Raw genomic sequence first — 12,309 nt, 5'->3', positions numbered from 1 at the left:
CCCGTGCCCGCGCTCTCCGCGCGGGCCGCGGGCCGCGGTGCGGGCGGTGGCCCTGCCGGGTCGCGGGCCGTACGGCCATCCGCTCGTCCACGGCGGCGCGCGGCCGTGTGGACGCGGCGGCGCCCCAGTGGCGGGTGGGGGCGACTAATCTTCCTGGGGTGCATGTCGCCAACCTCTCCCTGACCGACTTCCGGTCCTACGACACCGTCGACCTCGGCCTGGAGCCCGGTGTCACGGCCTTCGTCGGGCCCAACGGGCAGGGCAAGACCAACCTGGTCGAGGCGCTGGGTTACGTGGCGACGCAGTCGAGCCACCGGGTCGCCAACGACGGGCCGCTGGTGCGGCAGGGGGCGGCGCGGGCGATCATCCGGTCCGTGGTCGTGCGGGAGGACCGGCGGGCGCTGGTCGAGCTGGAGATCAACCCGGGCAGGGCCAACCGGGCCAGGCTGAACCGCTCACCGGTCTCACGTCCACGCGAGATCGTCGGGCTGCTGCGCACGGTCCTGTTCGCCCCCGAGGACCTGGCCATGGTCAAGGGCGACCCCTCGGAGCGGCGCCGCTACCTCGACGATCTCCTGGTGGCCAGAACCCCCCGTTTCGCGGGGGTCCGCGCGGACTACGACCGGGTGCTCAAGCAGCGCGGCGCCCTGCTGCGTACGGCGGCGCGGTCGAGGCGGGGCGGCCGGAGCGGGCGGCGGGCCGAGAACGACGCGGCGTTCACCGAGGCCGGGGCCGGAGATCCGCTGAGCACCCTGGAGGTCTGGGACGCCCATCTGGCCCGGTACGGCGCCGAGCTGCTGGCGGCGCGGCTGGAGCTGGTCGAGGCGCTGCGGCCGCTGGTCGCCGCCTCCTACGCCGCGCTCGCGCCCTCCTCCGCCCCGGCCGGTCTGGAATACCGGGGCACGCTGCCCACCGAGCCGGGAGCCGACCGCGTGACCCTGGAGCAGCGGCTCCGGGCCGGGCTGCTGGAGGTCCGGGACGCAGAGCTCGAACGCGGCGTCACCCTCGTCGGTCCGCACCGTGACGATCTGTTCCTCGGGCTGGGAGAGCTGCCCGCACGGGGCTATGCCAGCCACGGCGAGTCCTGGTCGTTCGCGCTGGCACTCCGGCTGGCCGCCTACGATCTGCTCAGGGCGGACGGCGGCGATCCGGTGCTGATCCTCGACGACGTCTTCGCCGAGTTGGACAACCAGCGCCGTCGCCGGCTGGCGGAGATCGTCGCCCCGGCCGAGCAGGTGCTGATCACCGCCGCGGTCGCCGACGACGTGCCTGCGGAGCTGACCGGATGCCGGTTCGACGTCGCCGAGGGGAGCGTGAACCGTGTCCGGTGAGAAGCCGTCGGAGCCCGGCGGGAGGCCGCCCGGGGCCGGTTCGGCGAGGAGCGCGGCGGGTGCCGGGGAGAGGACGCCGGAATCCGGGCCCAGGAGGGACGCGGCGGGCTCCGTGGAGAGGACGCCGGAGCCGGGGTCGGCGAAGAGCGCCGCGGCCAAGGGCGCCGCGCTCGCCAGGGAGAAGCTGGCCCAGGCCAAGTCGGACGCGGCCAGAAGGGGGCAACTGCCGCGCCGCGAGCCCCGGCGCAGGGCGGCCGGGCCGCGCAGGGATTTCGGAGATCCCCAGCTTTTCGGCAGGGCCATCGCCGACCTCCTGTCCGACCGCGGCTGGGAGCAGCCCGTCGCCGTGGGCGGGGTGTTCGGCCGCTGGCATGAGATCGTCGGCTCCGATCTGGCCGCGCACACCAGGCCGGAGACCTTCGCCGACGGGGAGGTCGTGGTGGTCGCCGACTCCACGGCCTGGGCGACCCAGGTGCGGTTGCTGGCGAGAACGCTGGTCAGGCGGCTGAACGAGGAGCTCGGGGACGGGACCGTGCAGCGGGTGAAGGTGCGCGGACCGCAGAACGGCCCGCGTCCCAGCGGCGGGCTGCGCGTCACGGGGAGCCGTGGCCCGGGCGACACCTACGGCTGATCGCCTCCCCGGAAAACGGATCAGCGGCCTTTCTGGCGCGATGACACCCGTCCCCGTAGGGGGATGCTTGAGTGGAGGGTCGACGCGCGACAGGGCATTCTAGAGCCCGTCAATGCCACATCATGCCCTCAGAGCCGCTAGAATGAAACCGAATTCCGGACACGTCCGTTTGCGTGTCACCCCCGGCGCGTAAGCCGACTCCCCTGGGTGCGCGCATCGGGGCATTCACGACGGTGACGGGCACCGCGGGGGCTGTTCTCGCTTCCTCTGCATGTCCGCGGCAGGAGGATTCCGCACTTGTCCTACGACGCTAGCTCAATCACTGTTCTCGAAGGGCTCGAGGCGGTCCGTAAGCGCCCGGGTATGTACATCGGCTCGACCGGAGAACGCGGCCTGCACCACCTCGTCTACGAGGTCGTGGACAACTCCGTCGACGAGGCCCTGGCCGGTCACGCCGACCGGATCGAGGTCACCCTGCTCGCCGACAACGGCGTGCGGGTCGTGGACAACGGCCGCGGCATCCCCGTCGGCATCGTCGAGGCGGAGGGCCGCCCGGCCGTCGAGGTCGTCCTCACCGTGCTGCACGCGGGTGGAAAGTTCGACAGCAAGTCCTACGCGGTCTCCGGCGGCCTGCACGGTGTGGGCGTCTCGGTGGTGAACGCGCTCTCCAGCAAGCTGGAGGTCGCGATCCGCACTGACGGTCACCACTGGCGGCAGAGTTACGCCGAGACCCGGCCGGTCCATCCCCTGATCAAGGGGGAGCCGACCGAGGAGACCGGCACCTCGATCACCTTCTGGGCCGACGAGACCATCTTCGAGACCACGACGTGGAGCTTCGAGACCCTCTCCCGCCGATTCCAGGAGATGGCCTTCCTCAACAAGGGCCTGACGATCTCCCTGCGGGACGAGCGGCCCGACCACGTCAACGGCGAGCCCAAAGAGGCGGTCTACCACTACGAGGGCGGCCTGTCCGACTTCGTCAAGCACCTCAACTCCAAGAAGGAGCCCGCTCACCTCTCGGTGATCGACTTCGAGGAGAACGGTGACGGGATCTCGGTCGAGATCGCCATGCAGTGGAACAACTCCTACAGCGAGTCGGTCTACACCTTCGCCAACACGATCAACACGGCCGAGGGCGGCACCCACGAGGAGGGGTTCCGGGCCGCGCTGACGTCGATCGTGAACCGCTACGCGCGCGAGCAGAAGTTCCTCAAGGAGGGCAAGGACGACAACCTGGCCGGTGAGGACATCCGCGAGGGTCTCACCGCGATCATCTCGGTAAAGCTGGCCGACCCGCAGTTCGAGGGCCAGACCAAGACCAAGCTGGGCAACACCGAGGCCAAGTCGTTCGTCCAGAAGGCCTGCAACGACCACCTGCGCGACTGGTTCGAGCGCAACCCGGGCGAGGCCAAGGACATCATCAACAAGTCCCTGCAGGCCTCACGCGCCCGCCTCGCGGCCCGCCAGGCCCGCGACCTGACCCGGCGCAAGTCGCTGCTGGAGTCCGGCTCCGGCCTGCCCGGCAAGCTGGCCGACTGCCAGTGGAGCGATCCCGAGAAGTGCGAGCTGTTCATCGTCGAGGGTGACTCGGCGGGCGGCTCGGCCAAGGGCGGCCGCGACTCCAAGTTCCAGGCGATCCTGCCCATCCGCGGCAAGATCCTGAACGTGGAGAAGGCGCGCATCGACAAGGTGCTGAAGAACAACGAGGTCCAGGCGCTGATCACCGCCATGGGCACCGGCGTCCACGACGAGTTCGACATCGCCAAGCTCCGCTACCACAAGCTCATCCTGATGGCGGACGCCGACGTCGACGGCCAGCACATCAACACCCTGCTGCTGACGCTGCTGTTCCGCTTCATGCGGCCGCTGATCGAGGCCGGGCACGTCTACCTCTCCCAGCCGCCGCTCTACAAGATCAAATGGGACCGCCGGGGCGAGGACGCCTCCTACGCCTACTCCGACCAGGAGCGCGACGCGATCATCCGGGACGGCATGGAGCGCGGCAAGCGCGACCCGCGTCTGCACGACGGCATCCAGCGGTTCAAGGGTCTGGGCGAGATGAACGCCGCCCAGCTCTGGGACACCACGATGAACCCCGACACCCGCGTCCTGCTCCAGGTCACCCTCGACGACGCAGCCCAGGCCGACGACCTGTTCAGCGTTCTCATGGGTGAGGACGTCGAGGCCCGCCGCTCCTTCATCATCAGGAACGCGCGAGACGTCCGTTTCCTCGATGTGTAGCGGTAGCCGTACAGCCCTCTCTCCGACTCTGAAAAGGATCCATCACCCGTGACGGATGTGAACACTCCGCCCGCAGAGCGCATCGAGCCGGTCGACATCCAGTCGGAGATGCAGCGCAGCTACATGGACTACGCGATGTCCGTCATCGTGGCCCGCGCGCTGCCCGACGTCCGCGACGGACTCAAACCGGTGCACCGCCGCGTCCTCTACGCCATGTACGACGGCGGCTACCGCCCCGACCGCGGCTACTTCAAGTGCTCACGCGTCGTCGGCGACGTCATGGGTTCCTACCACCCGCACGGCGACTCCTCGATCTACGGCACCGTCGTACGGCTGGCACAGCCCTGGGCGCTGCGCTACACCCTGGTCGACGGCCAGGGCAACTTCGGGTCGCCGGGCAACGACATGCCGGCCGCCATGCGATACACCGAGTGCAAGCTCGCGCCGATCGCCATGGAGATGATCCGTGACATCGACAAGGACACCGTCGACTTCCAGCCCAACTACGACGGGCGTTCCCAGGAGCCGCTGGTCCTCCCGTCGAGGTTCCCGAACCTGCTGGTCAACGGGTCGGCCGGCATCGCGGTCGGCATGGCCACGAACATCCCGCCGCACAACCTGCGCGAGGTGTCCGAGGGCATCAAGTGGGCCCTGCAGAACCCCGAGGCGGACGACGAGGAGCTGCTCGAGGCGCTGATCGCCCGGGTCAAGGGCCCCGACTTCCCGACCGGCGCGCTGATCGTCGGCCGCCGGGGCATCGACGACGCCTACCGGACCGGCCGTGGTTCGATCACGATGCGGGCGATCGTGGAGGTCGAGGAGGACGCCAAGGGCCGCCAGTGCCTGGTCGTCACCGAGCTTCCCTACCAGGTCAACCCGGACAACCTCGCACTGTCGATCGCCGAGTCGGTGAAGGAGGGCCGGATCACCGGCATCGCCGACGTCCGTGACGAGAGCTCGTCCCGGGTCGGCCAGCGTCTGGTGATCGTGCTCAAGCGCGACGCGGTCGCCAAGGTCGTGCTGAACAACCTCTACAAGCACACCCAGCTCCAGACCACCTTCGGCGCCAACATGCTGGCCCTGGTCGACGGCGTGCCGCGGACCCTGCGGCTGGACCAGTTCGTCCGCCACTACGTGGCGCACCAGATCGAGGTCGTGGTCCGCCGGACCCGCTACCTGCTCCGCAAGGCCGAGGAGCGGGCCCACATCCTGCGCGCGCTGCTCAAGGCACTGGAGCGGATGGACGAGGTCATCGCCCTCATCCGGCGCTCCCCGTCGGCGTCCGCCGCGCAGGGCGGCCTGATGTCGCTGCTGGAGATCGACGAGATCCAGGCGCAGGCCATCCTCGACATGCAGCTGCGCAAGCTGGCCGCCCTGGAGCGGCAGCAGATCACCGACGAGTACGACACGCTGATGGCGCACATCACCGACTACCAGGCGATCCTGGCCTCGCCCGAGCGGCAGCGGTCGATCGTCCTGGACGAGCTCTCGGAGATCGTGTCCAAGTACGGTGACGAGCGCAAGACGGAGATCATCGCCTACGAGGGCGACATGTCGATCGAGGACCTCCTCGCCGAGGAGGACATGGTCGTCACGATCACCCGCGGCGGCTACGCCAAGCGCACCAACACCGACCTCTACCGGGCGCAGAAGCGCGGCGGCAAGGGGGTGCGCGGCGCACAGCTGCGGCAGGACGACATCGTCGACCACTTCTTCGTCACGACGACCCACCACTGGCTGCTGTTCTTCACGAACAAGGGCCGGGTCTACCGGGTCAAGGCCTACGAACTGCCCGACTCCGGCAGGGACGCGCGCGGCCAGCACCTGGCGAACCTGCTGGCCATGCAGCCGGACGAGATCGTCATGGAGGTGCTGGACCTGCGCGACTACGAGGTCGCGCCGTACCTCGTGCTGGCCACCCGCAGTGGCCTGGTGAAGAAGACGCGTCTGTCGGAATACGACTCGCCGCGCTCGGGTGGCCTGATCGCCATCAACCTGAGGGAAGATGACGAGGTGATCGCTGCCCGGTTGGTGTCCGAGGAGGACGACCTCCTCCTCGTCTCGCGTGGCGCTCAGTCCATCCGCTTCACGGCCTCCGACGAGGCTCTGCGTCCGATGGGCCGGGCGACCAGCGGTGTGATCGGCATGCGTTTCCTGGAGGGAGACGAGCTGCTGGCGATGAACCGCATCGGCGACGGCGATGACGTGTTGATCGCGACCGAAGGCGGATACGCCAAGCGCACCCCGGCGGATCAGTACCCTCTTCAGGGAAGGGGCGGCAAGGGCGTCCTGACTGCCAAGATCGTCAGTGCGCGTGGCAAGCTGGTTGGTGCTGCCATGGTCAGGCCGGAGGACGAGGTTTTCGCGATCACTTCCGTCGGCGGGGTTATCCGGACCAGCGCAGGAGAGATCAAGCAGTCCGGACGCCAGACCATGGGGGTACGTCTGATGAATCTCGCGGAAGGCGACAGCGTCGTAGCGCTCGCCCGCAATGCCGAGGCCTTGGAGACCGAGCAGAACGCGGAAGGTGAGTAGTTCATGTGCGCCCAGGCCAAGCCAGGTCGTCCACGTCCGGCCTCCTCATCGACACGTGACCAGGTGACAGAGAAGATGGACAAAGCCACCGAAGCGGATGCAGCCGAGGCGGTCAAGTCACCGGCTGACGGTAGCAAGCCCACGCCGGAGACCGATGATTCGGTAACCGACGACTCTAAGGGCAGGCAGAACGTGACGGCGATCGAGGACGGCAAGCCAAGCGACTCCACGGTGCGGATCCGCCCGCAGTCCGCGGAGACCGACAGTTCCTCCTGGGCTCCCGGGGGTCTGTCGTCCCCCGGGCCGGAGAGACCGGCCAAGAAGGCGGCGGAGGCCGCTCCTTCCAGGTCGCCGCGTAAGGCGCACCTGGTGCTGCGCCGGATCGAGCCGTGGTCGGCCATGAAGTTCAGCTTCGTGGTGTCCCTGGTCTGCTTCGTGGTGCTGTTCGTCGCGGTCGCGGTGCTCTACATGGTGCTGTCCGGGCTGGGAGTGTTCGACAGCATCGTCCAGGCGGTGAACCAGCTGACGACGGCCGACGGCAAGTCCACCAGCAGCGTGGACGTCGCCTCCTGGTTCGAGCCGGTCCCCATCCTCGGTTACACCGCCCTGATCGGCGCGGTGAACGTGGTGCTGATCACCGCCCTGTCCACCCTCGGCTCAGTGATCTACAACATCGCCTCCGAGCTGGTCGGCGGCGTGGAGGTCACCTTCAGCGAGGCCGAGTAAACGCCTCCGCTGTGTCCCCGGCCCAGTGGTCGGGGACATGGCGCAAGCGGGTGCCGGAACAGGGTAAGCTTTTCCCTGTTCGACCGAGCGGGTTCGCCTCTGGCAGACAGATGCGATACCGTTCTTTCGCGTAATGAGGGGCTATAGCTCAGACGGTTAGAGCGCTTCCCTGATAAGGAAGAGGTCCCAGGTTCAAGTCCTGGTAGCCCCACTCAGCTCAGAGGCCATTTCCCACCAAGGGAAGTGGCCTTTTTGATCTTCCGGGTGACTAAGTGAGTGACTAAGGTCGTATCTCGTCCGAAGGTCACGAGCTACAGCCGGAACACTGAGCATCCCCGTCCCGAGGTCCGCCCGGAGGATGAGCGGTTGTGGGGTCCTGGGGGATTAGGCGATGAAGCACCGCGCACTGTTGTGCTGGATGGGTGCCATCCTTCTGTCCACCCTTCCTAACTGGGCTTCGTTGCCAGTAGATACAGAGATCTACATCTGCGCCTATCTGAACACCGAAGACGGATACACCGATCGTGATGTGCTCGGCCTGGGCTTCGGCGCGATGGCCACTCTTCTTCCCCCTGCTTTGATAGCGCTGGCCGTGGCCGCACGGCGATCACTGCCCCAAAGGCGCCGACTCCTGGCCTGGATAGGAGCGGGCGGAGCGCTCGCGACAGCCGCTTACTACGCGCTATCGACCATTGCGTTCTTCTCCCCCTATTGCCCTGAGGGTTCGCAGGGGCCTGGGTTCGTGCTCCCGCTCTACGGCGCTATTGCTGCGCTCGTCCTGATCGCCGGCGTGCCACGAGCCGAGGACAAGCCCAACGCGGAGGCCGAGACGCGGTCATGAACAGCGTTTAAGCCTGCGGGAAGATCTGATCCATCACCTCGGCTCCTTCCAGTAGTACCGGGCGGAGCTGCTTCCGGTAGACCTTCTCCGTCACCACCGTGCCCTTGTGACCGACCAGGCGGGAGATGCTCTAGAAGGCCACTGAAGATGTCGGGGGTCTGGCTTCGCCGCAAATGGTGGCGGGGTCAGACTGGTTGTTATGCAAGGTCAATGGACTGGAGAGCTGGTCGGGCCGGATGTGTGGGCCACCTGCCGGGAGTTGATCCCGGCGGGCAGCATGTTCGCGTTCCTGGCCGAGCACCGCGAGGAGTTGTTTCCCGGCGGCATGTTCGCCGACATGTATCCCTCGCCCAACGGGCGCCCGAGTATGCCGCCGCAGGTGCTGGCCGCGGCGCTGGTGCTGCAGGCCCTGTACGGGGTTTCCGATTTTGACGCGGTCCAGGAGCTGCGCTGTGACCTGCGCTGGAAGGCCGCGTGTGGGCTGGGGTTGTATGACACCGCGTTCGATGCATCGTTGCTGACCTATTTCCGGCGTCGCCTGGCCCGCTCGGCCGACCCGGACCGGATCTTCACTCGGGTCAAGGAGATCGTTGCCGCGACCGGGGTGCTGAAGGGCCGGCAGCGGCGGGCGCTGGATTCCACCGTGCTGCAGGACGCGGTGGCCACCCAAGACACCGTCACCCAGTTGATCGCCGCGATCCGCGCGGTGATCCGCGAGGTGCCGGGCGCCGCCCCGGTCGCCGCGGCCCAGTGCACCGGCCACGACTACGCCGATCCGGGCAAGCCGCGCATCGCCTGGAAGGACGCCCAAGCCCGCGCGGCGTTGGTGGACGCGCTGGTCGGTGATGCGATCGCTCTGCCGGCCGAGTTACCCGAGCAGCCGCTCGACGACAAGGGCGCCAATGCGGTCGGCATTCTGGCACTGGTCGCCTACCAGGATGTGGAACCCGCGCCGGACTCCGACGGCCGCGACGGGCGCTGGCGCATCGCCCGGCGCGCCGCGCCGGACCGGATGGTCTCCACCGTCGATCCCGAATCGCGGCACGTGCACAAAAGCCGCACCCAGTACCAGGACGGCTACAAGGCCCACCTCGCGGTCGAACCCGAGACCGGACTGTTCACCGACGTCGCGCTGCGGCCCGGCACCGGAGCGGCCCATCATGAGGCCGCCGTCGCCACCGACCTGCTCGCCGACGAGAGGGCGCCGGTCACCGTGCTGGGCGACGCCGCCTACGGCACCGGTGCGGCTCGCCGGGCACTGACCGACGCCGGCCACCGCCTCATCATCAAACCGCCGCCGCTGAAGCAGACCATCGCGGGCGGCTTCACCGTCGATGACTTCCACATCGACACCGCCGCGGGCAAAGCCACCTGCCCGGCCGGCCACACCACAGCGCTGGGCCGCCCCCAGCCCGACGGCTCCCACATCGCCCAGTTCAAGAAGGTGTGCGCGCCCTGCCCGCTGCGGGCCCGCTGTACCACCTCCGCGACCGGGCGCAACGTCACCATCCATGCCCAGCACGACCTGCTGGCCGCCGCCCGAACCCAAGCCGTCACCGACCCGGCCTGGCAGGCCGACCACCGCCGCTGGCGACCTCCCGTCGAGCGCGCCGTCGCCCAGGTCGTGGCCCGAGGCAACCGGCGCCTGCGCTACCTCGGCGTCATCAAGAACAACACCTGGCTCCATACCCGAGCCGCCGCCCTCAACCTGCGGACCCTGATCAACCTCGGACTCACCCGGACCAGCGGAGCCTGGATCCTGGCTCCCAGCTCCACATAGCGACAGAACCGTCCCGCCTTGACCCCAACCACCGAGATACCCGGCAAGATCTTCAGTGGCCTTCTAGCGGGCACTCCCGCGTGGGCCTTCACCCCCGGCGTGAACGCCGGAGCACTGGCCCACAGCTCAGTAGAGGGCGTTCATCGCGGCCCGCACCTCCTTGAGGGTGGCCTCGGCGATGGCGGTGGCACGTTCATTGCCGTGGTACAGCACCTGACGGATGTAGCCGCGGTCTTGGGCGTACTGGGCGCGTCGTGCGCGGATCGGCGCCAGGTAGCCGTTGACTGCCTCGGTGACGGTGGCCTTCAGCGCGCCCGCTCCCCGGCTGCCTATGTCGTCGGCGACCTGGTGGGGATCGCAGTCAAGGCACAGCGCGGCCAGGAGGACGAGGCTGGAAACCTCGGGTCGGGTGGCCGGATCGTAGGTGATGTGGCGGTCTGAGTCGGTCTTGGCGCCGCGTATGAGCTTGGCGGTTTCGTCGGTGGTGGCGGCCAGGGCGATGGCATTGCTGCGGCTCTTGCTCATCTTGGTGCCGTCGGTGCCGAGCAGCAGGGGGGCCGCCGACAACAGGGCGTCGGGCTCGGGGAACACCGGATTCCCGCCATTGCCGTAGCGGTTGTTGAAGCGGCGCGCGATGGTGCGGGTGACCTCCAGGTGGGGCAATTGATCCTGCCCGACCGGAACGAGGTTGGCCTTGCAAAACAGGATGTCGGCGGCCTGGTGGGCGGGGTAGGTGAACATCAGCCCGCTGACGGCCGCCTGGCGGGAGTGGGCAATCTCGTCCTTGACGGTGGGATTCCGGCTGAGCTCCGCGACCGAGATCAAGCTGAGAAACGGCAGGAGCAACTGGTTGAGCGCCGGGATCGCACTGTGGGTGAAGATGGTGGCCCGCTCCGGATCGATGCCGATGGCCAGGTAGTCGAGCACCAGGCCCTCCACATGGTCCGTGAGCCGGTCGGCGAAGTCGCGATCCGTCAGGACCTGGTAGTCCGCGATGAGCACCATCATCTCCGCTCCCAGGTCCTGCAGGCGGACGCGGTTGTGAAGGGTGCCAAAGTAGTGACCCAGGTGCAATTGACCTGTTGGGCGGTCCCCGGTCAGCACGCGAAACCGCTCAGGGTGCTCGCGAATCAGGTGCTCCAGCTCAGCGCTGCGACGTTGAGCGGCGAGCACGCCGAGCGCATCTGGAGAAACGGATCGTTCGGCCGGTGACGTGGTGCCGAGGCTCGTGGTCATGTGGTTTCTCCTTTTGATAAGTGGTTCGCCAGTTCTGATGGCGGCCCTTATCCAGGGAGAACACAAAGGGCCGTCCATTCGAACGGCCCGGTCGTGTGTAAAGAGGTAGCCGCTCCTACGTGGAGCGCCACCAGCTCAGACACAACAGACGATGCATGGCGATCAGTGTAGCGCCATCCCGGCACAGGAAGGGGCAACGCCGCTTCGATAAGCACGTGAGCTGATCGCTTACCGTCTGTTGTGGCTCGTGTGGTGCGTGTGAGAGAGACGGTGAAGCGGTCCGGCCGGGGGCGGCTGTCTGATCGGGTGGCGGTGGGGGTGCTGACCCGGACGTTTCCGCCGGGGCGAGTGGACGCCGCGCCCTTGAAGGTGTTGTTCGAGCAGGCCCGTGGACCGGTCGGCGGCCCGGACACGCCCGGGGTGTGGTGGCGAGGACGCCGATTGACCGCGATCGACGGGTTCACCCTGGACCTGCCCGACAGCCCGGCCAACCGTACCGAGTTCGGCGGCCCGACCGATGGGGCGTTCCCCCAGGTCCGCTGTGTAGCGCATGCCGAGGTTGGCACCCGGGCGTTGATCGATGCCGCCTTCGGCCCCTACAGCGTTGGCGAGCAGACGCTCACCCGGGATCTGATCGGCGACGACGGCGCCCAGCAGACCGTCAGTGAGTTGTTCTGCCTGGCCACCACGATGCTCGACCCCACTGCCGCGCCGATGGAGGAGATCCCTGCCCTGTATCGGCAACGCTGGGAGGGAGAAACCGCGATCGGCGCGATCAAGACCACGCTGCGCGGCGATATCACCGTTCGGCTGCGCTCCCACCAGCCCGACGGGGTCCGCCAAGAAGTCTGGGCGCTGTTGTGCGTCTACCAGGCCCTGTGCGAACTGATCGCCGATGCCGCCGCGACCCCGACGAGGCCTTCGAACACCACGTCAGCCGAACACTGGCGGACGACAGCCTGAGCAGCGGTGTCGGTACGATCACGGC

At 68.0% G+C, this 12,309-nt stretch carries 9 protein-coding genes and 1 tRNA gene; 9 read left to right on the top strand and 1 reads right to left on the bottom strand.

Annotation, left to right across the window (positions count from 1 at the left end):
- The first annotated feature begins 158 nt into the window (after positions 1–158).
- The 8 genes from recF (at position 159) to FHR32_RS13785 (ending at position 10,085) form a co-directional block, all read left to right on the top strand.
- Positions 159–1,331: a DNA replication/repair protein RecF gene (gene recF, locus FHR32_RS13820; RefSeq protein WP_184754668.1), complete on the top strand. Its 1,173-nt coding sequence runs from the start codon at positions 159–161 to the stop codon at positions 1,329–1,331.
- A 112-nt stretch (positions 1,332–1,443) separates the two neighbouring features.
- Positions 1,444–1,962: a DciA family protein gene (locus FHR32_RS13815; protein ID WP_312882325.1), complete on the top strand. Its 519-nt coding sequence runs from the start codon at positions 1,444–1,446 to the stop codon at positions 1,960–1,962.
- A 297-nt stretch (positions 1,963–2,259) separates the two neighbouring features.
- A complete protein-coding gene (gene gyrB, locus FHR32_RS13810; RefSeq protein ID WP_184754666.1) occupies positions 2,260–4,203 on the top strand; it encodes a DNA topoisomerase (ATP-hydrolyzing) subunit B in 1,944 nt (647 codons plus the stop codon).
- A gap of 48 nt (positions 4,204–4,251) precedes the next feature.
- Positions 4,252–6,738, top strand: a complete 2,487-nt coding sequence (gene gyrA, locus FHR32_RS13805) for a DNA gyrase subunit A (protein WP_184754665.1) — start codon at positions 4,252–4,254, stop codon at positions 6,736–6,738.
- 75 nt (positions 6,739–6,813) lie between these two features.
- Complete coding sequence (locus FHR32_RS13800; RefSeq protein WP_184754664.1) at positions 6,814–7,464, top strand: DUF3566 domain-containing protein; 651 nt, start codon at positions 6,814–6,816, stop codon at positions 7,462–7,464.
- Positions 7,465–7,601: 137 nt separating this feature from the next.
- Positions 7,602–7,675: transfer RNA gene (locus tag FHR32_RS13795), tRNA-Ile, on the top strand.
- Between the two features lie 180 nt (positions 7,676–7,855).
- Complete coding sequence (locus FHR32_RS13790; protein WP_184754663.1) at positions 7,856–8,305, top strand: hypothetical protein; 450 nt, start codon at positions 7,856–7,858, stop codon at positions 8,303–8,305.
- A gap of 199 nt (positions 8,306–8,504) precedes the next feature.
- Positions 8,505–10,085 (top strand): IS1182 family transposase, encoded by a 1,581-nt coding sequence (locus FHR32_RS13785; RefSeq protein WP_184754662.1) that lies wholly within the window; start codon positions 8,505–8,507, stop codon positions 10,083–10,085.
- A gap of 126 nt (positions 10,086–10,211) precedes the next feature.
- Here FHR32_RS13785 and trpS read toward each other — a convergent pair whose 3' ends face one another.
- A complete protein-coding gene (trpS, locus tag FHR32_RS13780) occupies positions 10,212–11,321 on the bottom strand; it encodes a tryptophan--tRNA ligase (RefSeq protein WP_184754661.1) in 1,110 nt (369 codons plus the stop codon).
- Positions 11,322–11,579: 258 nt separating this feature from the next.
- Here trpS and FHR32_RS46670 point away from each other — a divergent pair, with 258 nt between their 5' ends.
- Positions 11,580–12,284: a transposase gene (locus FHR32_RS46670; protein ID WP_184754660.1), complete on the top strand. Its 705-nt coding sequence runs from the start codon at positions 11,580–11,582 to the stop codon at positions 12,282–12,284.
- The last annotated feature ends 25 nt before the right edge of the window (positions 12,285–12,309 follow it).

The sequence above is a fragment of the Streptosporangium album genome (assembly GCF_014203795.1).
Taxonomy (GTDB): domain Bacteria; phylum Actinomycetota; class Actinomycetes; order Streptosporangiales; family Streptosporangiaceae; genus Streptosporangium; species Streptosporangium album.
This window is presented reverse-complemented; position numbering and strand designations above follow the sequence as displayed.